The organism is Marinimicrobium koreense (assembly GCF_003762925.1).
Lineage (GTDB): Bacteria > Pseudomonadota > Gammaproteobacteria > Pseudomonadales > Cellvibrionaceae > Marinimicrobium > Marinimicrobium koreense.
The window spans coordinates 419,914-444,920 of record NZ_RJUK01000001.1; the positions used below are offsets into that span (position 1 = coordinate 419,914).

The window sequence follows — 25,007 nt, forward strand, 5'->3', positions numbered from 1 at the left end:
CCGGGGGTCTTGCCAACGTTAAACAGAGGTAGGTTGCTGCATTGACTGAATCCAACGAATCCCAGGCCTGGTCGGCACGCCATTCATCTGAATTGTATGGCATCGAAGAGTGGGGAGGCGGCTATTTTGGCGTCTCACCCGAGGGTGAAGTGGTGGTACGCTCACCCAGCAATGGCCAGGCGGGAGCGACGGTATCCCTGATGGATATCGCCCACGGATTGCAGCAGCGCGGGCTGGAAATGCCGGTTCTACTGCGGTTGGAAAACCTGGTGGACAGCCGTATCAGCATTCTGAACGAATCCTTTGCCCAGGCGATGGAAACCACCGGCTACCAGGGCTGCTACCGCGGCGCCTTCCCGATCAAGGTGAACCAGCAGAGCCATATCGTGGCGGAAATCGCCCGTTTTGGCGAGCGGTACAACCACGGGTTGGAGGCGGGCAGCAAGGCCGAGCTGATGATCGCCCTGTCGACCCTGCAGAACCGGGAAAGCCTGATCATCTGCAACGGTTATAAAGACGCCGAGTTTATCGACCTTGGCCTGCAGGCCCGCAAGCTGGGCTTCAAGTGCTTTTTCGTGCTGGAAACCCCCGCAGAAGTACCGCTGATCATCGAGCGCAGCCGCGCCCTGGGCGTTGATCCGCTCATCGGTGCGCGCCTCAAACTCTCGACCAAGGTCGAGGGACATTGGAGCGAAGACAGCGGTGATCGCAGCCTGTTTGGCCTCACCGCCATCCAACTGGTGGAGGTGGTGGATAGCCTGCGCGAAGCGGGCCTGTTGCACTGCTTTCAGCTGCTGCACTTTCACCTGGGCTCCCAGATTCCCAATATTCGCAGCATCCGGGCCGGTGTGTTCGAAGCCTGCCGCTATTACATCGACCTGGTAGCTGAGGGCGCGCCGCTAGGGTATATGGACCTCGGCGGCGGACTGGCCATCGACTACGACGGTACCTGCAGCACCAGCGGGCACAGCCGGAACTACTCCGTGCAGGAGTACTGCGTGGACGTGGTGGAAGCCATCCAGCAGGCGCTGGACCCTCACGATATTGAGCACCCGGTGATTGTCACCGAATCCGGGCGGGCCACCGTGGCCCACACCTCGGTGTTGCTGTTCAATATTCTGGATGTCGGGCATTTTGATCCGGCGCCGTTGCCAGAGGCCCTGCCGGAAGACAGTCATGCCCAGCTGGCCAACCTGTGGCACGCCATTCGGGTGATTGCGGCCAACAACCTGCAGGAAAGCTACAACGACGTCACCTATTACCGGGACCAGATCCGCGATATGTTCCACCGCGGCGAAATCAGCCTGCGGGAGCGAGCGTTCGGGGAAAACCTGTACCTGGCCGGTCTGCAGAAAATTGCCGCACTGCTGCCGGAGCTCAAGCGCATCCCGGCGGAGCTGGAAACCCTTCCGCAGCAATTGGCCGATATTTACTATGGCAATTTCAGCGTATTCCAGTCGCTCCCGGACTCCTGGGCGATTGAGCAGGTGTTTCCGGTCATGCCGATTCATCGGCTCAATGAAAAGCCCACGCGCCAGGCAATCATTGCCGATTTGACCTGCGACTGTGATGGCAAGCTGGATCGTTTTGCGGGGCCGCACGGCAATACCGAAACCCTGTCCGTGCATCCGGTCAAAGCCAGCGAAGAATATTACCTGGGGGTGTTCCTGGTGGGCGCCTATCAGGAAACCCTGGGCGACCTGCACAATCTGTTTGGTGACACCAACGTGGCGAGCATTCGCATCAACAACGAAGGTGGCATGGAGTTTGTGCACGAGCTGCACGGCGACAGCATCGCCGATGTGTTGAGCTATGTGGAATACGACCCCCAGGCGATGTTCAAGCAGTTCCGCGCCACCGCCGAGCAGGCCGTGCGCGATGGGCGCATTACGGTATCCGACCGGCAGGAAATGTTGGCAGCGTTTACCGATAGTTTGCGGGGTTATACGTATTTTGAGCGGTAGCGTAAGGTAGCGCCGGGTGGTGTAGGGTAACGGCGGATGCGGGCTTCGCCCTTATCCGCCCTACGCGGGTTTATACCGCTGCGCTCAGCCGTAGGGCGGATAAGCGAAGCGCATCCGCCGTAACCAAACTAAACGCAACCACCCAACTCACTGTCGCAACCAATTAAAGTCTGGTTTAAAGGAGCCAACACTATGGCAAAAGTACTCATCATTGGCGCCGGTGGCGTCGGCGGCGTGGTTACCCACAAGTGCGCCCAGGTCCCCGAAGTGTTTGAAGAGATCGTGCTCGCCAGCCGCACTGAAGCCAAGTGCAAGGCCATTGCCGAGCAGCTTGATCGGCCGATCAAAACCGCCCAGGTGGATGCGGACAATGTCCCCGAATTGGTGGCGCTGTTTGAGCAGGAAAAGCCGGACCTGGTGATCAACGTCGCCCTGCCGTACCAGGACCTGACCATCATGGATGCTTGCCTGGAGGCCGGTGTGCACTACCTGGACACCGCCAACTACGAGCCACCGGGTGAAGCCAAGTTCGAGTACAGCTGGCAGTGGGCCTATCAGGAAAAATTCGTCAAAGCGGGCAAAATGGCGCTGCTGGGCTCGGGGTTCGACCCGGGTGTGACCAACGTCTATACCGCCTATATCAAAAAGCATCATCTGGATGAGATTCACACCCTGGATATCATCGACTGCAATGCGGGCGATCACGGTCACCCCTTTGCCACCAACTTCAACCCGGAAATCAACATCCGGGAAGTGACCGCCAAGGGGCGTTACTGGGAAAATGGTGGCTGGAAGGAAACCGACCCGCTGAGCGAAAAGCGCTCCTTTGATTTCCCTCATGGCATCGGACCGAAAAACTGCTACCTGATGTACCACGAAGAGCTGGAGTCCATCACCAAGCACTTCCCGGAAATCAAGCGGGCCCGCTTCTGGATGACCTTTTCCGACAACTACCTCAAACACCTGGAGGTGCTCGAGAACGTCGGCATGACCTCCATTGAGCCGGTCAACTTCGAGGGCAAGGAAATCATTCCGCTGCAGTTCTTGAAGGCCCTGCTGCCGGATCCGGCCAGCCTCGGCCCACGCACCAAGGGTAAGACCTGCATCGGCTGTCTGGCGCAGGGGATGAAAGATGGCAAGCCCAAGACCGTTTACATCTATAACATCTGTGATCACGAAGCCTGCTACGCGGAAGTGAAGTCCCAGGCCATTTCCTACACCACCGGTGTGCCCGCCATGATCGGCGCCAAGATGATGCTGGAAGGCAAGTGGATGAAAGACGGGGTGTGGAACATGGAGCAACTGGATCCGGATCCGTTTATGGATGACCTGAACCAGTACGGTTTGCCCTGGCAGGTGGAAGAAGTCAGCCAGAAAACCGGCATGGAAGACTGATGACGGCGTCGTTCAAGCAGTTTGATCCCCAGCGCGTTCCATCCCCCTGTTTCGTGGTGGATGTCGCTGCGGTGGAGGAGAACCTGAAGCTCCTCAATCGTGTGCAACGCGAGAGCGGGGCCAAGGTGCTGGCGGCGCTCAAGGCGTTCTCCTGTTGGCGCCTGGGGGACCTGACCGCCCGCTACCTGTCCGGCACCTGCGCCAGTGGCCTGCACGAAGCGCGCCTGGGGCGGGAATACTACGGCGGTGAGGTGCACACCTACTCGGCGGCGTTCCGGGAGTCGGATCTGAAGGAAATCCTCGAGCTCTCCGATCATGTGGTGTTCAACTCCTTCAGCCAGTGGCGCCGGTTTCGCGATCTGGCCCTGGCCGCCCAGCAGCGTCGCCCGCAGTTGCGTTTTGGTCTGCGGATCAATCCGGAACACTCGGAGGGAGAAGTCCCCTTGTACGATCCCTGTGCTCCGGGTTCCCGCATGGGGGTGCCGGCCAGTCGCTTTGAGCCTGAGCTGCTTGAGGGGATTTCCGGTCTGCACTTTCACACCCTGTGTGAGCAGGATCTGCCGCCGCTGGCGCGGACGGTCAGAGCGGTTGAGGAAAAGTTTGGCCCCTGGTTGGAGCAGATGGAGTGGGTGAACTTCGGCGGTGGCCATCATATTACCCAGCCGGGGTATCAGGTGGACGCCCTGATTGAGCTGATCACGGACTTCAGTCGTCGTCACGATGTGCAGGTCTATCTCGAGCCCGGCGAAGCCGTGGCAATCCACACCGGTGTCTTGGTGGCCGAGGTTCTGGACATCACCTGGAATCAGCTGGACCAGGCCATTCTGGACACATCGGCAACCTGCCATATGCCGGACACTCTGGAAATGCCCTATCGCGCGGATATCTGGAGTGCCGGAGAGCCCGGCGAGTTGGCCCATACCTATCGGCTGGGCGGCATGACCTGCCTGGCGGGGGATGTGATGGGGGATTACAGCTTCGCCGAGCCGCTCAGGGTAGGGCAGCGGTTGCTGTTTGACGATATGTCCCACTACACCATGGTGAAGACCACCACCTTCAATGGCATTCCGTTGCCATCAATCGCCTTGTGGGACGCCCGCACGGATGAGCTGGAAGTGGTGCGTCAATTCGGCTACGAGGATTTCAAGACCCGCCTGTCCTGATGGGCTCGGCGGGTCTGTGATCCGGCCTGTTACTCGTTGTCGCCATCCATTGTGTCGCGCATTTCATCTGCCGCTTCACGGCTCTTTTCCTTGGTGGTTTCCCAGCCTTCCTGCATGGTGTCACCGGCTTCGTCCGCACTTTCGCGAATTGCGTCTCCCGCCTCGTCAGCCTTCTCCTTGGTGGCTTCCCAGGCGTCGCCGGTCGCTTCCTTGGTTTCGTCCCAGGCTTCGCGGGTGGTTTCGCGGGTTTCCTCGGCCGCTTCTTCCACGGTATTGTCGGCTTCTTCCTGTGAGCAGCCGGTAGCCACTGCGGCCATCAGTGTCAGACTGGTGAGCCAGATAAGGGTTTTCATAGCATCAACTCCTGTGAATGGGTTCTTGTTGGACGTGGTGTTACCCGAAAGCGCGCCATCGCGCTCCCGGACAGTGTGACGACGCTGAACCACAAGCGTTCCGTCGGTTTGTGTGAACTGGCCTGCAAAAGCGGCCATTCGCCGCGAACAGGCTTATTGAGTGTAGTTCCTACGGTGGTGCTTGCAAGCCTTTGCTATCGGTGCCGGCGTTTTTTTTATACAATGTCGGCTGTCGAAAGATCGGTCATTTGAGGTGTTTTCAGGTATGACGATTGAGCAGTTTGAAAGTTGGTCACTGGTCCTGGGAATTGGTGGCCTGATTCTGTTCATGCTGTTTATCGTCTGGGACCTGGCCAAAGAGTCCAAAGCAGGACGGTTCGGTACCTTCATCCTGTTCCTGGCCCTGGCACTCGGGTTGGCCGGCTTTCTGATCAAGACCATTCTGGTTGAAGTCATCAATCCATAATATCGTTCGGGAAGGTCGCGCATGCTGCAACTGTTCGTTCCCACCTCCAAAGTCCAGAAAGACCGCCAGATCATGCGCGACACCGATGCCCGGGTCGCCAAGTACAGCCGTCGCGGGCTGGTGCTCAACTTTATTGTCGCGGTCTCCTGTCTGGTGTTTGGTGACTTTTTCCAGAACTACCAGAACCTGTCGATTGTCCTGATCGTCGGCCTGCTGCTGGTCACCTTGCTGCGCGCTTATTACCTGTTCCGCTTTGACACCCTCTACGCCCGGGCGCCGGCGCGCTGGCGCAATCAGTATTTCTTCGCGTCGTTTCTCGGCGCCGGTTGGTGGGCCTTTATCCTGGTCAGCCTGACCTGGCTGATCGGGATGCGGGATGAAACCCTGATCATGTGGCTCTACTCTGTGGTGTTCTACTCCAGTGTGGCCAACGTGTTCGCACCCTATCGGCGTTTCCTGACCACCTACCTGTTCATTGGCCAGGTGCCCGCGGCCCTGACGGCGGTGTTCTTGTTCAGCGTCGAGGGTTACCTGTACGGCAGTATCATGCTGGTGTTTTACACCATGCTGAGTCACCAGGCCAAAGTGACCTCCAATACTTATTGGGAGCGACTGGAGGCCAACTACGCGCTGCGCGAGCGGGCCAAAGGGCTGGAATTCGAGCAGCGCAGCTCCAAAGCGGCCATCGAGCTGAAGAACGAATTTCTGGTCAACCTGGGGCAGGAGTTTCGCTCCTCGCTCAACGACATTCTGGGCACTCTGGCTCTGGTAGACGATGAGCAGATGTCTGAGCGCCATCGGGAGTTGTTGTTGCTCGCCAGCAAGGCGGCCGAACGACAACTGGATCTGGTGAACAATGTGGTGGACTTCTCCAAGATCACCACCAAATCTCTCGAGCTGGAAAAAGTGCCGTTCAATCTACGCCGCCTGTTGGAAAAGCTGGTTCAGGACTTTGCTCTGGAAGCCCACCAGCAGGGGATTGAGCTGAACTACGTGTTTGACCAGGAACTGCCCCGGCGAGTCGAGGGCGATGCCACCCGTTTGGGGCAGATTTTCGGCACCCTGATGACCTATGCGGTCAAGCATTCGGGTATGGCACAGATCTTCGTGGAGGCAGTGTTTCACCCCGGTGAGAATGAATCCGGTGAGCTGCAGCTGGTGATCAGTGATGCCTCCCGGACCGCACATGATGAGGACACTGACGAGCGCTCCGATCAGAATCTGCGCGGTATCGGTCTGTCCATCTGTAAAGGCCTGGCCGAATGCATGGGCGGCAGTGTCAATCTGGTGGAGAACCGGGAGTCCGGCAAGCGCATTGTCATCAATGTGCAGTTGGACGTGGTGGCCTATCAGGATGTTGGCCAGCAGGAACAGCGCCTGCGCGGCAAGCGAATCCTGCTGGTGGATATTCCGGAAGTGGTGGCGCTGGATCTCGTGGACCAGCTTGCGCGCTGGGGCATGAAATCCACCCGGGTGTACGGTCACACCCAGGCGATCAAGCAGTTGAAAGCCAGCGCACAGAGCGAGCAGCTTGAAGACCTGGTACTGATCTACAACAAGCTCGACAGCTTCGATGGCCTGGTCCTGTCTCGGAGTATTGCCACCGAGCCGGCCCTGAGCGGTCTGGCCCAGATCATTGCGATGAGTCTCCTGCAGCGAGACAGCGACGAAACCAAGAACCACTTGCACGAGTATCCGCAGGTGAGTTGTATCGAAAAACCCATCATGCACCGCAAGCTGTACGAAACGCTGGTACACCGGCTGCTGAGCCACGATACCTCCGAGGCCTTGTTGGCCGAAGAGGAAGACGATGGCATCAATCCGGTGGCGGGGCGCCGCGTCCTGTTGGTGGAAGACCAGCGGGTCAGTCAGATGGTGGTATCCGGCATGCTCAAAAAATTGGGTTGCCAGGTCCATGTGGCGAGCAACGGTAAAGAAGCCTTGTCGGCCATCGGCAAAGAAAAGTTTGATCTGGTATTGATGGACTGCGACATGCCGGAGCTGGACGGCATTGCGGCCACCGAGCGCATCCGGGAGGCGGAGGCGGATGACGGCGGCCGGCACCTGCCGATCGTGGCCATGACCTCATTTACCGCCGACGAAGACCAGGACCGTTGCCGCGCGGCGGGTATGGACGATCACATCAGTAAGCCCCTGCGCTATGAAGCGCTGCAGGGGCACCTGGAGCAGTGGCTGGGGAAGGGGAGGTAAGCCTCCCGGTTCGCAGTCAGTCCGGTAGCGAAGGCGACTCGGGCGACGCGTCCTCATGCACCGGCACCTCTTTCGAAGACTGGTCCGCCGGTACCAGGCTCAGCAGCACCGAGCCACTCTCCGGTGTTTCCTCCCGTCCCGCCACAAAGGGGCGCAAGTCCCCATCCTCGTTGATGCTGAACAGCAGCAAAGTGCCGCGGGTTTTACTCTTCTTGAAGGCTTCGAAGGTGAACTCTTCGGTCAGCCGGGTAACCCGAATTTCAGCGCCCTCGCCAATCAGGCTGGCGAGCTTGGCGTAAGTGGCGCGCTCGGCGAACAGCGTGGCGCCTTTGAGGTCGTCGGCCACGTGATGCTTCTCCGCCTTGTGATTTTCCGACGTGTGGCGAATGGTGTAGACGTTCTCGCGCCCGAACTCGTTGCGATAGTGCATACAGGCGATCACGTTCAGTTCACGCAGTGGTGACAGAGCCAGCAGTTGTCCAATGCCAGTCAGTTCCAGACGCTGGCTGGCGTATTCCGAGGTGGGGTTGCCGTAAAAGGTGCGCAGCCCGGCCATGCGGGCGGTGCGGATATTCTCCCAGTTGGAATCGCACACCATGACTGGCAGCTTCTGTTCCATCAACGCTTTGCCGATGGTTCGCGCCACGGCGTTGGCACCGAGAATCAGCACGCCCCGCGGTTCCGGTTCCACCGCTTTGAGGGCGCGGGCCAGGGGGCGGGCAGTGGCACTCTGGAAGACCACGGTGCCGAGAATGATGGCAAAGGTCAGAGGCAGCAGCCAGTGCGCATCCGGGTGTCCCTGCTCCTCCAGGCGCAGTGCAAACAGGGCGGATACCGCCGCCGCCACAATACCGCGCGGGGCGATCCAACTGAGCACAATGCGTTCGCGCCAGTTCACCGGTGAGCCCAGGGTGGCGAAAGCCACCGACAGTGGCCGTGCAACAAATTGAATGACCAGCAACAGGAGCAGTGGCGCCAGGGTAAAAATACCAATGAGCTGTTCCTGGGGCAGGCGGGCGGCCAGGATGATGAACAGCCCGGAAATGAACAGAATGGTCAGGTTTTCCTTGAAGTTGAGGATGTTGTGAATGCGTACATCCTTCTGGTTTCCGAGCCACATGCCCATCACCGTGACCCCCAGCAAACCCGACTCGTGTGCCAGGTGATTGCAGAAGGTAAACACCATGAATACCAGGCTGAGCGTGGCAAGGTTGTGCAGATACTCCGGCAGCCACTGACGGGCCAGAATTTTACCCAACAGATAACCGGCCGCCAGCCCGATTACCATGCCGACCACAATGATTTCCAGAAACAGCAGTACGCTGTGGCCAAAAGCGGCCGCCTGGCTCTGAGTGGCGATAAACTCGTACATCACAACCACCAGCAGGGCACCCACCGGGTCGATTACAATCCCTTCCCAACGCAGAATATTGGCCACCCGCTCGGAGGGCCGGACGCTGCGCAGTAGCGGCGTGATGACCGTGGGGCCGGTCACCACCATCAGCGCCCCGAAGAGAATGCTGAGGTCCCAACCAATGCCAAACAGATAGTGGGTGGTAACCGCGACGACGGCCCATGTGATGGGGGCGGCCACGGTGATCATACGGCGCACCACCGTGCTCAGACTGCCGAGTTCGCGGAAGTTGAGGGTCAGGCTGCCCTCAAACAGAATCACCGCGACTGCCAGCGATACCAAGGGGAACAGCAGGTCACCAAAGAGCGCGTCCGGGTCCAGCCAGCCGCCGATCGGGCCCAGAATCAGGCCGGTGACCAGCAGAAACAGAATCGCCGGCAATCGGGCCTGCCAGGCTGCCCACTGGCAAAATAAAGCGACGATCCCGATCAGGGCAATCGCGAGTCCGGCGTTTTCCATAGTGACTATCCTTTTGTTTTTTGGCCTTTTGTATTTTTGCCTTTTAAATCGGGCCTTCAGTGCTTTGGGCGTGGTCGTCCGCGATCAATGTTTGCAGTTGTTCTTCGGTCAGTGAGGAAAGCCGAGCCCGCAAGCGGGCCTCAAGATCGGGCAGGCTGGCTTGCACCACCTCCTCGATCAGGGCCGTCCGGGAAAGAGGTCGGTCGGTAGGAGACTCGGTCCGGGGTTGCGCCGGTGGGTTGGCCGCGAGCTCCTCCACCAGCGGCGGCGGCCGGTTGCCGTGCAGGCGGGCCCGGATATGTTCGGGCAAGAAAGGGTTTTCGCCCGTGGCCCGGGTAATGCTGGCCGGGCGGGGTTTGGCCGAGTGCGTGCTGGCTGAATTGGAGGCCTGAAACAACGACGGCTGCCGGGGGCTATCCGCCGGTAGCGGCTCGATGGCCTCGATCACCTCGCTGAGTATGGGAATATCATCTTCGTCTTGCAGCAGCCCCTTGATGGATTCCAGCTCATCCAGGAGCGTATCTTTAGTATCGCCTTTGCGCTCGGCCATGGCTGTACGCTCGATTACAGTTGTTGGTGGCGAACAGGATAACCCCGGGACTTGTAAAAACTGAAGTGCTCCCGGGTGGTTTTGAGTACCTCCGGCGCCTGAATCACCACTTCGGCCAGTCGTTCAAACTGTTCAAAGTGGGAGGGCACGGCGGTACGCAGGTTGATCAACACATCGCGATGGTCGCCGCATTGCTCGGAGTCGGTGATTTCCACGGCCGCCGCTGGCGCGTCGGTATCCCCGAGGCGCCGATGGGGCAGAAAGCTGTCCTCCGGTTGCGCCCACAGGTGCTCGTCCAGCGCTTGCGCCTGTTCCGCGTTGTCGACCGCAATCAACACCCGGTGCCCGAGGCGCGCGGCCTTGTCGGCCAGGCGACCAACAAAATGCCACCGCGCCTCGGGCGCATCCGACGGCAGAATGTAGAAATCGATCCGGTTCATGAGGCCTGACTGAGCAGGTAGTGCATCAACAGCGGTACCGGGCGACCGGTCGCGCCTTTGGCTGCACCGGAGCGCCAGGCGGTACCGGCGATGTCCAGGTGCGCCCAGGCATACTTGCCGGTGAAACGGGACAGAAAACAGGCGGCGGTGACACTGCCCGCCTCGCGGCCACCGATATTGGCCATATCGGCAAAGTTGCTGTCCAACTGCTTCTGGTACTCATCCCACAGGGGCAAACGCCAGGCGCGATCGCCAGCCGTTTCACCGGCCGAGAGCAGGGCCTCCGCCAGTTCGTCCCGGTTGCTGTACAGGCCGGTGGCGTGGTTGCCCAGCGCGATGACACAAGCGCCGGTAAGCGTGGCGATGTCTACCACGGCTTTGGGCTTGAAGCGCTCCACGTAAGTGAGTGCGTCGCACAGCACCAGACGGCCTTCGGCGTCGGTGTTCAGCACTTCAATGGTTTGGCCCGACATGGAAGTGACAATATCCCCGGGCTTGGTGGCGCCACCGCTGGGCATATTTTCGGCGGCGGCCACCACCGCTACCACGTTGAGTTTGGGTTGTAGCTCGATCAGCGTCTGCATGCAGCCGAACACGCTGGCCGCGCCACACATGTCGAATTTCATCTCGTCCATACCGGCGCCGGGCTTCAGGCTGATACCGCCGGTATCGAAAGTGATGCCTTTACCCACCAGCGCCACCGGCGCTTCGGTTTTGGCGGCGCCCTTGTATTCCATGACAATCAGCTTGGCCGGTTCGTCGCTGCCAGCGGAGACGGACAGGAGCGAGCCCATGCCCAGCTCTTTCATCTGTTTTTCATCGAGCACTTTCACACTCAGCTTTTTCTGGTTGCGCGCCAGCTTGCGCGCCTCGGTGGCGAGGTAACTGGGAGTGCAGATGTTACCGGGCAGGTCACCCAGCTCGCGGGTGAAGTTGGTGCCCTTGGCCAGGGCGACGCCTTCGCTCAGGCCGGCATTGATTTCCGCCGCCTGGGATTTTTTGGCGCAGCCGAGTGTCACTTTGGTGGGTGCGAAGGGCGAGGCCTCACCTTTCTGGCTTTTACAGCGGGTAAACCGGTACTGGCTCAGCCCCAGCGTGTAGGTCACCTGACGGGCCGTCCAGCGCAGATCCCGGTCCTCGACGGTCACGCCGTTGAGGCACAGGGTCAGGGATTTTGCTGGTGTGGTTTTCAGTGCCTCCACCGCTTTTCCCAGGGCGCGCTGGAAACTGGCGGCCTTGGGGGCTGCACTGCCCAGGCCGAGCACCAGAACGCGTTTGGCCGTCGTTCCCTCCGGTGTGGGCAGCAGGAGCGTTTCGCCCTCCTTGCCCTTGAAGCCGTCGCGCTTGCACAATGCGGCCAACTGCCCGGCCTGCTTCTCCAGCGCCTCGGCGGCGGGAGACCACTGCTGATTTTCGAAAGCGGTCACAATCAGGCAGTCACTGCGGTCGGTAAGGGCGTTGACGACTTTGGCCGTGGTTTGCATGGCGGTACTCCATTGCGTTAGGGGTCGAGACAAATGCGGCCGAGTAGGGGATAATGCCACCCCTCGGAATCGGCCGCAGGCTGATGTCTCAAGTTTACGCGATCCGCGACGCAGGGCAAATTGTGTCGGGCGGGTTGCCGGTCTTTTTTTCGCGGTCGCTCATGGCGAGAGTGACCGCTTGAGCGACAGACGGGATGCGTGTGTGATTATTTTTCGCTATCTCAATCGTGAGATTCTGGTGACCACTCTGGCGGTCAGCAGCGTACTGCTGCTGATTTTCATGAGTGGCCGCTTTGTCAAATACCTGGCCGATGCGGCCGCCGGTGAGCTGGCGGTGGATGTGCTGTTCTCCATCATGGGTTACCGCCTGCCAGGCTTTCTCGAGCTGATCATTCCGCTGGGCTTTTTTATCGCCATCCTGCTGGCCTATGGTCGGCTCTATACCGACAGTGAGATGGTAGTACTGTCGGCCTGTGGTATCAGTCAGGCGCAGTTGGTTGTCATTACCCTGATACCCGCCGTCATGCTTTCTGTGCTGGTGGGTTTTCTCAGCCTCTGGGTCAGCCCAACTGGCGCCCGCGCCACCGAAACCATTCTGGCCGAGCAGCGAACCCGCAGCGAGTTCGACACCATCCAGCCCGGGCGCTTTCAGGCGCTGGGCGACTCCAACTCCATGGCCTACATTACCGAAGTCAGCGATGATCGCACCCGATTGCAGACGCTGTTTGTGGCTCAGGGCGGTCGGGAAGCAGGAGCTGAGCGCCATTCAGTTCTGGTGGCCGATTATGCAGAGCAGGCCATGCATCCGGAGTATGAGCAGCGTTACTTGTACTTGCATAACGGTCGCCGCTATGAAGGGCAGCCCGGTGCAGCGGACTACGAGGTGACCGAGTTCGAGACTTTCGCCCAGCACATGAAGCCACCGAACATCGAAGCGAGCATGCGCGGTCAATCCGACACCTGGAGCACGGCGGAGCTGATCGGGGCAGAGGATCTGGAGCGACGCACCACACTGCAGTGGCGGCTGTCACTGCCGGTGCTGGTATTGGTGGTGGCGCTGATGGCGGTGCCGTTCAGCCGCACCGATCCACGTCGCGGTCGCTACGCCAAAATGTTGCCAGCCATTGTGCTGTACATGTTGTACCTCGGGACGCTGAGCGGTTTGCGCGGCGCGTTGGAGTCCGGCAGCTTCCCCTTGATGCCCGGTTTCTGGCTGGTGCACGGGGTGTTTCTGGCCATTGCTCTACTGATGCTGAGCTGGCAGAACCTCAAGCTGGGGCGTCAGAAGCGGCGGTCAAGGAGGGCAGCGCATGCGTAAAATCAGTCGCTACATCGCCCGGACCGTATTCGCAGCCATTGCCCTGGTGTTGCTGGTGGTCCTGTCACTGGACCTGATCGGTGGGTTTATCGACGAAGTGGCCGACCTGCGGGCGGACTATGATGTGTCCGAAGCGCTGATCTATATCGCGCTGACCATGCCCGGGCGCATCTATGAATACATTCCCTATGCCAGCCTGATCGGCTGTCTGGCCGGCCTTGGTCTGTTGGCAAGCTCCAGTGAGCTGGTGGTGATGCGGGCTGCCGGTGTGTCGGTGGTCCGGATTACCTGGCTGGTGCTCAAGCCGGTGTTTGTGTTTATCGCCATCGGGTTGGTGTTGGGTGAGTACGTCACGCCTTACACGGATCAGGTGGCGGAAAGCCGGCGCGCGGTCGCGTTGGGCGGGCAGCGGGCCCTGAATACCGAGCGCGGTCTCTGGCATCGTGAAGGCAACGAGTTTCTGTATTTCAACGCGGTACAACCGAATGGAATACTGCACGGTATCACCCGTTACCGGTTCAATGACGAGCGGCAACTCGAACAGGCCAGCTACGCCGAGCAGGCCACGTTTCAGCAGGGGTATTGGCAGGAAGAGGGCGTGTCGGTCACCCACTTTGAAGACGAGGGTACCCGGGTGGATGCCTACGCGCTGCGGCGCTGGAAGACGGACCTGACCCCGGAAATATTGAACATCATCGCTCTGCCTCCGGAAGGCCTCTCGATCCGCAATCTGGTTTATTACGTGGATTATCTGGCAGAGCAGAAACTTGAAAACAGCGAATACCGTCTGGCCTTCTGGGAAAAAGCCCTGCAACCGCTGGCGACCATCAGCCTGGTGTTGGTGGCGATTTCGTTCATCTTTGGTCCGCTGCGGGAAGTGACCATGGGTCAGCGTATTTTTACCGGGGTGGTATTCGGCATTGCCTTCCAATTGACCCAGAGCCTGCTCGGGCCTTCCAGCCTGGTGTTCGGCTTCCCGCCGGTGCTGGCGGTGTTGATTCCCATCGCCGCCTGCGCCGCCTTCGGCCTGTTCCTCCTAAGCCGCACCCGCTAACGCTCTCATTGCCGGGGGGAACGCTCCCATTACCCCGAGGTAGGGTGGATCGGTCCGACGCCTCGGAGGCCGCAGGCAGTCATCCACCATTAACCAAGCGGCAATCCGGCACGACTACGCCTTGGGCTCCTTCGGCATCAACCAAACACGAGTACCACTAAGGCGCCCGTGCAGGGTGTGGTCTCTCGGATCGACCCACAACCAGAAATAACCCAGCCCCGCAAGAAACAGCGACAAAGGCGCTAGCAGTCCTCGTATCAGCCGTTGCCGGGGCGCCGGCAACTGGCCGGAAGCCGCGTCGGTCAGCTTCAACCGCCAGGCCCGCATCCCCAGAGTCTGTCCTGAACGGCCCCAGAAATAATAGAAAAAGCCCACCCATACCGCAATCAGTCCGATGAACACGGGAAATCGCCAATAACCCCACTCAATGGCTTCGCGCTCGGTCGGCGCGCCCTGAATCAGTACGTTAAGCAGCGTCACCAGCGCACCGTAGGCCAGCCCCACGGCAATCAACAGCAGGCTGTCATACACCATGGCGGCAAAACGGCGAAGCAGTCCGGCGGGGCGCGGTGTGTTTTGGGAATCGGTCACGATGATAGGGTCCGGCGGTCGATGAATGTCAGGTGATTGGAGTTACAGTCGGTAGTGAATCAGCCATTCACCGGCGCGCTCCGCCGGTTGTCCGATGGAGATGGTGCCCGAACCGAACAACGGAAACTCTTCCCGTCGCAGGTACATTTCCGGCTGATCCGGGCCCGAGACGTAGGTGCCGTTGGTGCTGTGATCCACCAGCACGAACTTGCCGCGCCGGAAAATCACATGGCAGTGATCCCGCGAGGCCAGCCCGGACTGAACGTGCAGGTGAGCCTTTATGGGGTCTCGGCCGATAATATAGGGCGTCTGCTCGGGGTGAATGGTCAGTTCTTCACTGCCGAGTGTCAGGTGTAGCTGGTAGCGGCTCATTTTTCCGGCGATCTCTTCGATCGACATCACCGTGGTGGCACTGTGGCTCTGGGTCGGGGTTTCCCACTGCAGGCGGTAAATCAGGCTGTGTCGGGTTTCGCCCTTGACCGCCACGCGGTCAAACTCCTGGCAGTGTTCCCGGGTGGCCCCCTGAAGCTCATCAACCAGTGTCTGGGTGAGCACAATCTGGTTGGCCCGGGCCACCTTGGCGACAAAAGCCGCGTCGTTGACCGCCTCCCCAAACACATCATTGTCATCCAGCAGGGCCGGGCCGAAGGCAATACCGATACGTAGCGCCACCCCGGCATGGCGGGCTTCCCGCTGCATGGCAACAGCAGCGTCGCAGGCGGCCTGGGCGGTATCGAAGCGGGCCATCACCTCGTCCCCGAGGGTTTTGACCACATGCCCCTGATAGCTCTCGGTCACGTGAGTCATGATGTCGATGGCACCGTCCACTGAGCGCTTCGCTAACAGGTTGCCAAGACGCTTATACAGGGCTGAACTGCCCGAAACGTCGGCAAACATGATGGCTAGTGTCCGATTGATGGCGGTCATGAGACGGTAGGCTGCTCCAGAACGACTCTTAAAGGTGAATGATAACGCCTGGCGCCCCGAAAACACAGGTACCCGGCAAAATCCCTACCCATCCACCGGATCCAACCTCACCAACCCCTCATCATGCAACCCCACCAAAAGCGGCTCGCCTTCCTCGTTCACTCGAAACCGCCCATACCGGGCAGCCTCATAACGCTCGGCCTGTCCCTCCTGAAAAAAGAAGGCATTGGTGGCAAACAGAATCCGCCCATTGCGGTGCCGAAAGAACAGGGCTCGCTGATTGTCCTCAAGCGCTGTGTTCGACGCGGCGAGCCGAACAAAGTGCGCCACACCCCGTTCATCCAGACGCACCACCGCATAACCCTCGGAAATCTCCTCCCGCTCACTGTCTGCCGGGCCATTGGAGCCGACGGCGTCACGGATCTGATTGCCGATTTCAAAACGGAGCGTCATGTAATCCCCCTGCATCAGCGAGCGCGGGTCCACCGGGGCGAGCTCGAGATACATGATTTCACCTTGGGCCAGGTGCTGCTCCTTCTCATAAATGGAAAAATTGACGAGCACCAATATGGCCAGGGCGGTGACCAGTGCGATTCCCCTACGCATCGGTCATGTCTCCAGAGAGGCTGGCCGACCAACGATTCAGGCCATAGCGCACAGCGAAAAAAAACAGTCCGAGAATCAGCAGAGTGAAGGATTTTTCCAGTAGGGTCAGGTCCAGACGGTAATAGTAGGTGGAAATGGAAAACAGCAGAGACAGTACGCCCAGCCCCATCACGATCCGGTGGTTGATGGCGAACCCCAGGGCAATCAGTGCTGCGCCCTGCGTCAGACCGAAAGCATAAGAGGAGGCCAGACAAAGAAGCACCAAGGTGACCGCACTGATAATCAATGCGCGTCCAGTCAGCGCCATTGGGTTCATGCGGATCACCCGGTAGGCCAGATAGCCAAGCGCGCCGCCGGTCAGCCACTCGCCCAGCCAGTGGGGAAACCAGGCGATTGCGAGGCTGTCTTCCACCAGCTCGGGAAAACGGATCAGGTACTGCATGACCAGCAGCCCGAGCGTCAGTCCAACGGCGATGCTTTTTAGGGCGTTGCGGTGCTGAGGGTAGTGAAATTCGTTTAGCCAAAATACACAGGTGATACCCAAAACGACGGGCGGAATACCGTACACGGCTCCGGTTTCCACGCCGAGAAAAAAAAGGGATAAGCCCGCAAACAACGCAGAAAATATTCGGTGCAACTGACTCGCCATCAGCACGGCAAGGGCCGAATGCAGGATCAACATGCCAACCCAGAACAGGGCGTTGATGTCATCAAGCCAGTAAGCGATCGCATAGGCGACCAGCAATTGACCGGCGAGGCTGGACGCCAATACCAGTTGCTCCAGAAAAACACTCTGCCGATGAAGCAATAAACCAAAAGCGCCACCGATCAGCAGTAAACCCAGCACCAGGGCGATGATCGGCTTATCCAGTGCCTGGATGAATCCCAGGCCGAGAAAACCCAGAAGAAACAGCGCGGCCAGCCAGCCACCGATTCCCTGAAGAACAAGCAGATACCAGGGAATCACCGGCCCTTGATCGTTGCCCGGTTGAAGGTCGATACCGGCTTCGGCGAGGCGGCGCTTTGCGTCAGTGTTCTGGTTCATGGTGCATAAGCCGGTTCAGATGAATCAGCCACTTCACCAGGGCCGTGGTCGAGCCGATGGTGATGGCGCTAAGCAGAAAGAAGACACCGTCTTCCTGCAGGTCGGTGTGCGCAATGAACAACCCGTCGATGACCACAATCACGGAGAGGCAGCCGCCGGCTAGCATAAACAGGTCAGGTTTGAGGTGCCGGTAAACGCCGTAAATGGCCGCTAACACCAGCGCGTAGATCAGTAGCTCGGCACTGATCAGGGTGTCCGAGCTGCCTATTAACGCCAATATGGTGGCCGCCATCCCGACGCCGGCGGCAATCAGGCGCTGAGCCCATCCGGTATCGAGCCAGGTCAATCGGCGCGCCGCCAGCTCCCACCCACTCAAACTCAGGGAGTTGATCACCAGCAGCGCCCAGGCCAGGCTGGTGTCCCCGGTCAAAATCCAGACCGAGCCGAAGGTGCCGTGATAGAGCATCGTGGCCAGATTCCAAAGCCCGATCACCAATACCCAGAGCGCGGGCAACCGGGCAATCAGCGCCCAGGGCAGAATCATCAGGCTCCAGGTAAAAAACAGCTGCCATGGGTCCGCGCCGGTCTGATAGGTTTGACCGAACAGGGCCAGCAAACCGCCCACCACCAGTGCCGCGGCAAACAGCGCCGCTTTCGCCACCAGCCCTCGTCCACCTTTCCAGAAATAGGCGCTCACGGCGATGAGCAGCGCCAGCTCAACCAGCGCGAACCGACCCAGATGACCCAGCTCGGTCCAGTTGTAGGCAATAAAAAACAGCAGCGCAAAGCCAAGCGCCAAAGCGCTGAGCCAGAGCAGAAGATGATCGAGGAAACGTTGCCAGCGGGGCAGGGAAGGATAGAGGCCGAGCAACGTGGCCGCACGCTGGTAATCAGCAGGAGCGAGTTCCTCCTGCTCAATCAGATGATCCAATTGTCGGCGCGCCGTATCCATGAAAGCAGGTCCGTGTTCGTTTTCAGGCAGTATCCACAAGCCAACCAACACCGTCAAGCACACGACGCGACCGGTTGGGCCCCCTTGCGATACCGACCGCGGTATCCGTACCGTATTCCTGTGGTGTTCAAGGACTCTGCGCTGTGTTTCAATAACCGCTATGGATGCTTGCCTGCGGGCGGAGTACCTGAACGGAAGAGTCAGCAGTGCTGGCTCAACAATAACAAACGAGGATGTCAGTATGTTGAGAAGGTTTATCACGCCACTGGCGGCCATCAGTCTGATGGCTGGCTGCGCCACCCAGACGCCCCCGATGGATGATGTGGAATCATCACTCTCCCCTGAAGAGCAGCGGGCTGCCCAGCAAGCGGCTCAGGAGGCGGAACAGCAGCCGGAAACACTGGCGCTCAAGCGCAAAATTGCCGTAGGGCGTATTTCCAATGAAACCAACTACGGCCGGAGTCTGCTGCGTTCTGGAGCCCAGGACGAGTTGGGAAACAAAGTCACGGACATGTTCCTGCAGTCGCTGGCCAACAGCAATAACTATCTGATATTCGAGCGGCCCGACATAGAGCTGCTGTCCCGCGAAGCGGAGCTCTCCGGGCAGGAAGTGAATATCACTGGTGTAGACACCCTGGTAATCGGCTCGCTGACCCAGTTTGGCCGTGCCACCACGGGCGAACGCGGTTTTCTGTCATCGTCCAAAACCCAGGAAGCCACCGCGACGGTGGATCTGCGCTTGGTGGATGTAACCACTGGCCGGGTATTTGCCTCAGTGACCGGTTCTGGCTCCTCTTCGGTCGAGCAGGCCAGGACTATGGGATTTGGCTCGGCCGCTGGTTACGACGGCAGTCTGAATGACCGTGCCATTGCCGCTGCGGTGATTTCGGCAGTCGATAAAATGACCGGAATGTTTCTGGAAAGAGCCTGGACCGCCGATGTCCTCGCGGTGGAAAACGATCTGATTTATATCAGCGGCGGCGCCAGCCAAGGTGTGCAACCGGGCATGGTGTTCGATATTGAAACCCGCGGCCGACAGGTTCGCTCCCAGACCACCGGCGGCACCATCACCCTGCCCGGGGAAAAGGTCGCGCAACTTGAAATTCTGGATCTGTTCGGCGACGACCCGCTGGATCAGGGTGCCTATGGGCAACTGATTTCAGGCTCCATCGAGGGGCACGATATTAAAGCGTTAACGGTAAAGGAGACCCGGGAATGAAACATTTATTAGCGTGTGCTCTGGTGTTGGTTCTGGTCGGCTGCGTGCAATCGCCCACGAAAGAGACTCGTGTGGTCGACGACCGCCCGGGTCTGACCTTTGAGCTGTATTCGTCCGCAACCGGCGAGCACGAGCTTTTTATCGACGATGTGTCGTACGGCCCTGTCAGTCAGTATCTTGAAGGCGAAAACCGGCTCCGGCTGGTGGATGGAACCCACCGGGTTGAGCTCAGGCACAAGGGGGAAGTCACCTTCAGTCAACGGGTTTATCTCGGCGCTGGCGTCAACCGTGTGATCAAGGTGGGTACCAATGAATAGGAAATTACTTTTTGCAGTCGGCGTTCTGGGGCTGTTATCCGCTTGCGTCGCCCCCCAGACAATGTACGACTGGGGGCAATATGAGCAGACGCTGTTTGTGCATTACCACGAGCCGGCACTGAAAAAGGAAGCGCTGGCGGACTACATCGCCTTTGTCGAGCAGGGCGGGCGTCCGGATCACCCGCTGGCGCCAGGTCTGTACGCTGAAGCAGGCACATTTCTGTTGGAGGAGGGGGATCTCTCTGGTGCCATGCGGTTTTACCAAATGGAGTATGACGCCTGGCCCGAGAGCCGGCCTATGCTGGGCACACTGATCGAAAACCTGGAGGCGCGGATTGATGAATAAATGGATTCAGGCTATGGCCGCATTGATGCTGTTGTCCGTGGTCGGCTGCGCGACGGTCGAGCGCGACGAAAATCGACTGGATGACTTTCACGCCGCTCAACCCAAGTCGCTACTGGTCGTGCCGGTGGTCAATAACTCCACCGATGTGCAGGCGCCCACCTCGGTGCTGGCAACACTGCCATTCCGGCTGGGGGAGAAGGGCTATTATGTTTACCCGGTCAACACCGTCAAAACCCTGCTGGAGTTTGAAGGCTATTACGAGCCGGCTGAAGTGCACGCACAGCCGCCGGAGCAGTTGGCTGAGCTGTTCAAAGCCGATGCCATTCTCTATGTCACCGTTCACGAATGGACATCGCGGTATGTCCTGGTGTCCACCACCACCGAAGTGGATTTTGAATACCGCATCGTGAACGCCGACGGCGCCGAGCTCTGGTCAGCGCGCAAGGTACTCCAGTATTCACCCCAGGGAAACAGCAGCGGGAATCCTCTCGCGGACCTGATTGCCTCGGCGGTAACTGCAGCCATCGAACGTGCCGCCCCCAACTACCTTCCGCTCACCCGTCAGGCCCACAACGAAGTGTTTAACGGCCATTACGTGGGGCTTCCACCTGGCCCCTACAGCCCCGCTTACGAGGAATATTACCAGCAGCTCAACAACCCCGAGTAGCCTCAGCGGGATATGCGTGCCCTGCCATAACATCAGAGTAGGGCACGCATGAGGTGCCATCCCATGCCATCACCTCCCAACCCTATGGCAACCCCGGCAACTCCGGTACACTCTCCCTTGGCATCGCAATCTCGATTCAAACCACAGGGACCGGCCCCATGCCCCGCTTTCTCCACACCGCCGACTGGCAGATCGGCCGCCAATACAGCCGCTTCGCCGAAGAAGACGCCTCAATCCTGGCGGACGCCCGCTTCACCGCCATCGAGACGCTGGCCGCCCTGGCCACCGAACAGGCCGTGGATGCCGTCCTCGTCGCCGGGGATGTGTTCGATGCCCAGAACTTATCGGACCGGACCATCCACCGCACCTTTCAGGCCATGGCCGGCTTTACCGGCCCCTGGCTGCTCCTCCCCGGCAACCACGACGCCGCCCTGGCGGAAAGCGTCTGGACTCACGCCCAGCGCCTGAGTGCCGTGCCGGACAACGTCGATCTGCTCCTGACACCGGAAGTCCGCGTCTATCAGGACCTGGGCTTCGCCGTGCTGCCCGCGCCCCTGACCCAGCGGCAGACCTACAACGACCTCACCGAATGGTTCGATCGTGCCGACACCCCCGAAGGCCTGCTGCGCATCGGCCTGGCTCACGGCAGTGTCGAGGGCCAACTGGCCGAGGAAATCGACTCCACCAACCCCATCGCGGCCGACCGGGCCGCCACCGCCCGGCTGGACTATCTGGCCCTGGGGGACTGGCACGGCTATAAAACCATCGACGCCCGCACCCGCTACAGCGGCACGCCCGAGCAGGAGCGGTTCAAAGACAACGGCGCCGGCCAGGCCTTGATTGTCGATATTGAACGGCCCGGTGCCGAGCCCCAGGTGCAGTCCCACACCACCGGCCAGTTCCAATGGATAAAGCACCAAGACACCCTGGCCGTGGCCAGCGATATCGAACGGTTGATGACCGAGCTGGACGCTCTGCCGCCGCGCTCGGTGGTGGACCTGACGCTGAATGGCGAAGTTGACCTGTCCGGCTACCAGACGCTGCTGCACTACCTCGGTGGAGCCGAGGCCCGCCACCGCAGCTTTCAGTCTCACCTGTCCGGGCTGAACCTGATCCCCACCGAGGAGGATATCGCCGCACTGCATGCGGACGGTTACGTGGGCGAGGTTATTGGCGAGCTGCGCGAGCGGCAGGAAGGCCAGGGCGAGGAAGCCGACACCGCCCGCACGGCCCTGGCGATACTGGCCGGCATGCTGCGTGAAAATGGCACGACTTCCGAGAGCGAACAGGTGGAGAGCGCCAAATGAAGTTGACCCGTCTGCGTCTCGACCAACTCAAACAGTTCCGCCAGCCCCTGGAGATTCGCGATCTCACCGACGGCATCAACCTGTTTGTCGGCCCCAACGAGTCTGGCAAAAGTACCCTGGTGCGCGCCATCCGAGCCGCCTTTTTCGAGCGCTACAAATCCAGCAGCGTGGACGACCTTCAGCCCTGGGGCGACACGTCGGCCACCCCGGAAATCGAGCTGGAATTCGACTGGCAGGGCGAGCACTGGACGCTCAACAAACGCTTCCTCGGCAAAAAACGCTGCGACCTCAAAGTCGGCAGCCAGCACTTCAGCGGCGAAGAGGCGGAAGAAAAACTGGCCGAAATGCTCGGCTATCAATTCCCCGGGCGCGGTGCCAGCAAAGCCGAACACTGGGGCATCCCCGGTCTCCTGTGGGTGGAGCAGGGCGCTGTGCAGGACATTCAGGGCCCGGTCAGTCACGCCGGGGAACACCTGCAATCGGCTCTGGGCCAAAGCCTGGGCGAAGTCGCCAGCAGCGGCGGCGACGAGCTGATCGCCCGCGTCGAAAAAGAACGCGCTGAACTGCTGACCACCACCGGCAAGGAAACCAAAGACTACAAAAAAGTACTGGAAGACTACCGACACAGCCGGGAACGCCTGGACGCTCTGAACCAGTCCGTCGAACAGTATCGCCAACAGGTGGATCAACTCGGCGTATTGATCGAACAAAAACAGACCATTGATGCCGCCCGCCCCTGGGAAGAGCAGCGTCGCAAAGCCGACACCGCAAAAACCCAACTGAACGAAGTCCAACGCTGGCAGAGCGAACAACGACAGGACCAGCAGGCACTGGACAACTGCCGCCAAAGCCAGGCGGTGTATCGCCAGCAACTCAAAGACTTTGAAAACCAGCAGCACCAACTGACCCAGCGCGCCGAGGACAAAGCCAAAGCCGAAGCCCAGTTGCAGGAATGCCGCGACCGTCGGCCACAATTGGAAAAACGCCGTGCCGACGCAGAAAAAGCCTACGAGCAGGCCCGGAGCCGGCGCGAGCAGGCTCGCCACCAGGCGGAACGCACCCGGCTGCAACAACAGATAGACGAACTGGCCGACCGCCAAAGCCAACAAGCGGACGCGCTCAAGCAGGCCACCGAACTGCAGGTGGCCTTGAAGAAGCTGCACGCGCAACAGCCCGACAAAGACATTGACCCGGCCGCACTGGCCCAATTGAAACGCACCGAGCAGGCGCTGTCGGAGCTGGTCATCCGCCAGAAAGCCCTCGCCACCCGCTTGAACTATGAGCTGGAACCGGAACAGTCCATCACCGTCGGTGACGAGGCCGTCACCGGCGAGGGTGAAACGCTTCTGGTGGAAGCGACAGAACTGCACATTCCGGGCATCGGTCGCTTACGCATTCAGCCCGGCGGCACCGACGTCGCCGATCTACTGCGCCAGCAGGAAGCCCTGCAATCAGAGCAGGCCAATTTACAGCGGCGTCTCGACATAGAGAGCTTCGAAGAGGGCGAGCAGCGCGCCGCCGACAGTCAGCGGCTGGCCCAAGCCATCAAGCACGAACAGGCGCGGCTGGACATCCTCGCCCCCAAAGGCGTCGACGCCTTACGCACGACCGCCGAGCAGGACGGCGCCCGCCTGGAAACACTGCGCGCACAGTGGGCGCAATTGCCCGAAGTGCAAGCGGACGTGACCTCGGAAGAAAACGCCGAGGCGGACCTGGAAGCGGCCCGCGCTGAACTCAAGCGAGCCGAGGACGCGCTCAACCAACACCAACAGCAACAGGGCCTGGCCGAGCAGGCCAGCGCCAACGCCCACGCCGAATGGGACAAACTCAACGCTGAACTGCAAGCGCCGGATCGCAAAGCGCGCGAAGAGCAAGCCAATAAGGAGCTGACCGAGCTCAAAGCCCGAGAGCACCAGCTCACCACCGCCATCGATGCCCGACAAAAGCAGATTGATGCCGCCCAGCCCGAAGTGCTTGAGCAAGACATCGAACGCTTTACAAAGTCCGCGAATGCAATGGAAACCCAGGCGCGGGAGCGGGCGCAAAACATCCGCGACCTGCAAGTCCGCCTGGAAGAGCAGGGCGCCCAGGGCTTGGAAGAAAAACGCGATGAAGAAGCGCAGATCAACCAACGCCTCGCCCAACGCCGGGATGAACTGACCCGCCGCGCCCAGGCGCTGGACCTGCTGCTCAAACTGCTCAAGGACAAACGCCAAGCTCTGACCCGCCAGTTGCAGGCGCCCCTGCAGAAACACCTGAACCACTACCTGAAGCTGCTGTTTCCCCAGGCCCACCTGAGTGTGGATGAAAACCTCATGCCCACCACCCTGACGCGCCCCCAGGGCACGGGAGAAGAGCAGGGCGACCTGCCGTCGCTAAGCTACGGCGCAAGAGAGCAAATGGGGCTGATCAGCCGCCTGGCCTACGCCGACCTGCTGCGCGAAGCTGGCAAACCCACCCTCATAATCCTGGACGACGCCCTGGTCCACAGCGACTCCCAGCGCCTGGACCAAATGAAACGCATCCTGTTCGACGCCGCCCGCCGTCACCAGGTGCTGTTGTTCTCCTGTCATCCGGAGAACTGGAGGGATCTGGGGGCTACGCCGAAGGATTTGCAGGCTTTAAAGGTTGGATACAGTGCTCCGGCTAGTGGTGACAGGGGGGCTGAACGTGGAGGAGCCGCCTCCAGCAACTGCTGAGCAATAGCTTCACGCAGCACAGCGGGTCGTGTAGGGCGGATAAGCGAAGCGCATCCGCCG

At 60.0% G+C, this 25,007-nt stretch carries 23 protein-coding genes; 13 read left to right on the forward strand and 10 right to left on the reverse strand.

Annotated elements, in window-relative coordinates; genetic code table 11:
* Positions 1-41 precede the first annotated feature (41 nt).
* The 3 genes from speA to nspC all read left to right on the forward strand — a co-directional run bounded on the left by speA (position 42) and on the right by nspC (position 4,522).
* Entirely contained in the window at positions 42-1,964 is a 1,923-nt protein-coding gene (gene speA / locus EDC38_RS01805; RefSeq protein ID WP_123637077.1) for a biosynthetic arginine decarboxylase, read from the forward strand.
* Positions 1,965-2,156: 192 nt separating this feature from the next.
* Positions 2,157-3,359 carry a saccharopine dehydrogenase family protein gene (locus EDC38_RS01810; protein WP_123637078.1) on the forward strand — a complete coding sequence of 401 codons (1,203 nt, stop codon included), beginning with the start codon at positions 2,157-2,159 and terminating at the stop codon, positions 3,357-3,359.
* Positions 3,359-4,522 carry a carboxynorspermidine decarboxylase gene (nspC, locus tag EDC38_RS01815; RefSeq protein WP_123637079.1) on the forward strand — a complete coding sequence of 388 codons (1,164 nt, stop codon included), beginning with the start codon at positions 3,359-3,361 and terminating at the stop codon, positions 4,520-4,522. Before EDC38_RS01810 ends, nspC begins: the two co-directional genes overlap by 1 nt.
* 29 nt (positions 4,523-4,551) lie before the next feature.
* Here the strand turns inward: nspC and EDC38_RS01820 are convergent, their stop codons facing one another.
* Positions 4,552-4,875 carry a hypothetical protein gene (locus tag EDC38_RS01820; protein WP_123637080.1) on the reverse strand — a complete coding sequence of 108 codons (324 nt, stop codon included), beginning with the start codon at positions 4,873-4,875 and terminating at the stop codon, positions 4,552-4,554.
* Between the two features lie 265 nt (positions 4,876-5,140).
* On the opposite strand from EDC38_RS01820, the gene EDC38_RS01825 reads away from it, so the two are divergent.
* The gene (locus tag EDC38_RS01825; protein ID WP_024459815.1) at positions 5,141-5,341 is read left to right on the forward strand and encodes a DUF2788 domain-containing protein; all 201 of its coding nucleotides are present in this window, start codon (positions 5,141-5,143) and stop codon (positions 5,339-5,341) included.
* Positions 5,342-5,362: 21 nt separating this feature from the next.
* The gene (locus tag EDC38_RS01830) at positions 5,363-7,552 is read left to right on the forward strand and encodes a response regulator (protein ID WP_123637081.1); all 2,190 of its coding nucleotides are present in this window, start codon (positions 5,363-5,365) and stop codon (positions 7,550-7,552) included.
* Between the two features lie 16 nt (positions 7,553-7,568).
* Here EDC38_RS01830 and EDC38_RS01835 read toward each other — a convergent pair whose 3' ends face one another.
* From EDC38_RS01835 to EDC38_RS01850, 4 genes are read right to left on the reverse strand one after another with little or no spacing between them, the layout of a single operon-like run.
* Positions 7,569-9,425: a cation:proton antiporter gene (locus tag EDC38_RS01835; protein ID WP_123637082.1), complete on the reverse strand. Its 1,857-nt coding sequence runs from the start codon at positions 9,423-9,425 to the stop codon at positions 7,569-7,571.
* 43 nt (positions 9,426-9,468) lie between these two features.
* Positions 9,469-9,975 carry a hypothetical protein gene (locus tag EDC38_RS01840; protein WP_123637083.1) on the reverse strand — a complete coding sequence of 169 codons (507 nt, stop codon included), beginning with the start codon at positions 9,973-9,975 and terminating at the stop codon, positions 9,469-9,471.
* Between the two features lie 14 nt (positions 9,976-9,989).
* On the reverse strand, positions 9,990-10,415 hold the full coding sequence (locus EDC38_RS01845) for a DNA polymerase III subunit chi (RefSeq protein ID WP_123637084.1): 426 nt from the start codon (positions 10,413-10,415) through the stop codon (positions 9,990-9,992).
* Positions 10,412-11,899 (reverse strand): leucyl aminopeptidase, encoded by a 1,488-nt coding sequence (locus tag EDC38_RS01850; RefSeq protein ID WP_024459820.1) that lies wholly within the window; start codon positions 11,897-11,899, stop codon positions 10,412-10,414. The genes EDC38_RS01845 and EDC38_RS01850 overlap by 4 nt, the downstream gene beginning before the upstream one ends.
* Before the next feature lie 202 nt (positions 11,900-12,101).
* Between EDC38_RS01850 and lptF the strand changes: the two genes are divergently transcribed.
* Together lptF and lptG are read left to right on the forward strand one after the other, a co-directional pair.
* The gene (lptF, locus tag EDC38_RS01855; protein ID WP_123637085.1) at positions 12,102-13,217 is read left to right on the forward strand and encodes an LPS export ABC transporter permease LptF; all 1,116 of its coding nucleotides are present in this window, start codon (positions 12,102-12,104) and stop codon (positions 13,215-13,217) included.
* A complete protein-coding gene (gene lptG, locus EDC38_RS01860) occupies positions 13,210-14,271 on the forward strand; it encodes an LPS export ABC transporter permease LptG (RefSeq protein ID WP_123637086.1) in 1,062 nt (353 codons plus the stop codon). Before lptF ends, lptG begins: the two co-directional genes overlap by 8 nt.
* Before the next feature lie 114 nt (positions 14,272-14,385).
* Here lptG and EDC38_RS01865 read toward each other — a convergent pair whose 3' ends face one another.
* The 5 genes from EDC38_RS01865 to EDC38_RS01885 form a co-directional block, all read right to left on the reverse strand.
* Positions 14,386-14,862, reverse strand: coding sequence for an RDD family protein (locus tag EDC38_RS01865; protein ID WP_246004315.1), 477 nt, complete (start codon positions 14,860-14,862; stop codon positions 14,386-14,388).
* A 42-nt stretch (positions 14,863-14,904) separates the two neighbouring features.
* Complete coding sequence (locus tag EDC38_RS01870; protein WP_123637087.1) at positions 14,905-15,789, reverse strand: adenylate/guanylate cyclase domain-containing protein; 885 nt, start codon at positions 15,787-15,789, stop codon at positions 14,905-14,907.
* Positions 15,790-15,873: 84 nt separating this feature from the next.
* Positions 15,874-16,395: a GDYXXLXY domain-containing protein gene (locus EDC38_RS01875; protein ID WP_123637088.1), complete on the reverse strand. Its 522-nt coding sequence runs from the start codon at positions 16,393-16,395 to the stop codon at positions 15,874-15,876.
* Positions 16,388-17,440, reverse strand: coding sequence for a DUF4401 domain-containing protein (locus EDC38_RS01880; RefSeq protein WP_123637089.1), 1,053 nt, complete (start codon positions 17,438-17,440; stop codon positions 16,388-16,390). Before EDC38_RS01880 ends, EDC38_RS01875 begins: the two co-directional genes overlap by 8 nt.
* A complete protein-coding gene (locus EDC38_RS01885; RefSeq protein ID WP_170162833.1) occupies positions 17,424-18,392 on the reverse strand; it encodes a DUF2157 domain-containing protein in 969 nt (322 codons plus the stop codon). The genes EDC38_RS01880 and EDC38_RS01885 overlap by 17 nt, the downstream gene beginning before the upstream one ends.
* Before the next feature lie 241 nt (positions 18,393-18,633).
* On the opposite strand from EDC38_RS01885, the gene EDC38_RS01890 reads away from it, so the two are divergent.
* The 6 genes from EDC38_RS01890 to EDC38_RS01915 all read left to right on the forward strand — a co-directional run bounded on the left by EDC38_RS01890 (position 18,634) and on the right by EDC38_RS01915 (position 24,947).
* The gene (locus EDC38_RS01890) at positions 18,634-19,611 is read left to right on the forward strand and encodes a CsgG/HfaB family protein (RefSeq protein ID WP_123637091.1); all 978 of its coding nucleotides are present in this window, start codon (positions 18,634-18,636) and stop codon (positions 19,609-19,611) included.
* A complete protein-coding gene (locus EDC38_RS01895; protein ID WP_123637092.1) occupies positions 19,608-19,928 on the forward strand; it encodes a hypothetical protein in 321 nt (106 codons plus the stop codon). Before EDC38_RS01890 ends, EDC38_RS01895 begins: the two co-directional genes overlap by 4 nt.
* Positions 19,921-20,274, forward strand: a complete 354-nt coding sequence (locus tag EDC38_RS01900) for a DUF4810 domain-containing protein (protein ID WP_123637093.1) — start codon at positions 19,921-19,923, stop codon at positions 20,272-20,274. Before EDC38_RS01895 ends, EDC38_RS01900 begins: the two co-directional genes overlap by 8 nt.
* Complete coding sequence (locus EDC38_RS01905) at positions 20,267-20,941, forward strand: DUF799 domain-containing protein (protein WP_123637094.1); 675 nt, start codon at positions 20,267-20,269, stop codon at positions 20,939-20,941. The genes EDC38_RS01900 and EDC38_RS01905 overlap by 8 nt, the downstream gene beginning before the upstream one ends.
* A gap of 158 nt (positions 20,942-21,099) precedes the next feature.
* A complete protein-coding gene (locus EDC38_RS16630; protein ID WP_123637095.1) occupies positions 21,100-22,248 on the forward strand; it encodes a metallophosphoesterase family protein in 1,149 nt (382 codons plus the stop codon).
* Positions 22,245-24,947, forward strand: coding sequence for an AAA family ATPase (locus EDC38_RS01915; protein WP_123637096.1), 2,703 nt, complete (start codon positions 22,245-22,247; stop codon positions 24,945-24,947). Before EDC38_RS16630 ends, EDC38_RS01915 begins: the two co-directional genes overlap by 4 nt.
* Positions 24,948-25,007: the final 60 nt, after the last annotated feature.

What these genes read in the sequence shown, in the direction of transcription:
- EDC38_RS01810 (WP_123637078.1), top strand. Translation starts at nt 2,157, where the DNA reads ATGGCAAAAGTACTCATCATTGGCGCCGGTGGCGTCGGCGGCGTGGTT.
- nspC (WP_123637079.1), top strand. Translation starts at nt 3,359, where the DNA reads ATGACGGCGTCGTTCAAGCAGTTTGATCCCCAGCGCGTTCCATCCCCC.
- EDC38_RS01820 (WP_123637080.1), bottom strand. Translation starts at nt 4,875, where the DNA reads ATGAAAACCCTTATCTGGCTCACCAGTCTGACACTGATGGCCGCAGTG.
- EDC38_RS01825 (WP_024459815.1), top strand. Translation starts at nt 5,141, where the DNA reads ATGACGATTGAGCAGTTTGAAAGTTGGTCACTGGTCCTGGGAATTGGT.
- EDC38_RS01830 (WP_123637081.1), top strand. Translation starts at nt 5,363, where the DNA reads ATGCTGCAACTGTTCGTTCCCACCTCCAAAGTCCAGAAAGACCGCCAG.
- EDC38_RS01835 (WP_123637082.1), bottom strand. Translation starts at nt 9,425, where the DNA reads ATGGAAAACGCCGGACTCGCGATTGCCCTGATCGGGATCGTCGCTTTA.
- EDC38_RS01840 (WP_123637083.1), bottom strand. Translation starts at nt 9,975, where the DNA reads ATGGCCGAGCGCAAAGGCGATACTAAAGATACGCTCCTGGATGAGCTG.
- EDC38_RS01845 (WP_123637084.1), bottom strand. Translation starts at nt 10,415, where the DNA reads ATGAACCGGATCGATTTCTACATTCTGCCGTCGGATGCGCCCGAGGCG.
- EDC38_RS01850 (WP_024459820.1), bottom strand. Translation starts at nt 11,899, where the DNA reads ATGCAAACCACGGCCAAAGTCGTCAACGCCCTTACCGACCGCAGTGAC.
- lptG (WP_123637086.1), top strand. Translation starts at nt 13,210, where the DNA reads ATGCGTAAAATCAGTCGCTACATCGCCCGGACCGTATTCGCAGCCATT.
- EDC38_RS01870 (WP_123637087.1), bottom strand. Translation starts at nt 15,789, where the DNA reads ATGACCGCCATCAATCGGACACTAGCCATCATGTTTGCCGACGTTTCG.
- EDC38_RS01875 (WP_123637088.1), bottom strand. Translation starts at nt 16,395, where the DNA reads ATGCGTAGGGGAATCGCACTGGTCACCGCCCTGGCCATATTGGTGCTC.
- EDC38_RS01880 (WP_123637089.1), bottom strand. Translation starts at nt 17,440, where the DNA reads ATGAACCAGAACACTGACGCAAAGCGCCGCCTCGCCGAAGCCGGTATC.
- EDC38_RS01885 (WP_170162833.1), bottom strand. Translation starts at nt 18,392, where the DNA reads ATGGATACGGCGCGCCGACAATTGGATCATCTGATTGAGCAGGAGGAA.
- EDC38_RS01890 (WP_123637091.1), top strand. Translation starts at nt 18,634, where the DNA reads ATGTTGAGAAGGTTTATCACGCCACTGGCGGCCATCAGTCTGATGGCT.
- EDC38_RS01895 (WP_123637092.1), top strand. Translation starts at nt 19,608, where the DNA reads ATGAAACATTTATTAGCGTGTGCTCTGGTGTTGGTTCTGGTCGGCTGC.
- EDC38_RS01900 (WP_123637093.1), top strand. Translation starts at nt 19,921, where the DNA reads ATGAATAGGAAATTACTTTTTGCAGTCGGCGTTCTGGGGCTGTTATCC.
- EDC38_RS01905 (WP_123637094.1), top strand. Translation starts at nt 20,267, where the DNA reads ATGAATAAATGGATTCAGGCTATGGCCGCATTGATGCTGTTGTCCGTG.
- EDC38_RS16630 (WP_123637095.1), top strand. Translation starts at nt 21,100, where the DNA reads ATGCCCCGCTTTCTCCACACCGCCGACTGGCAGATCGGCCGCCAATAC.
- EDC38_RS01915 (WP_123637096.1), top strand. Translation starts at nt 22,245, where the DNA reads ATGAAGTTGACCCGTCTGCGTCTCGACCAACTCAAACAGTTCCGCCAG.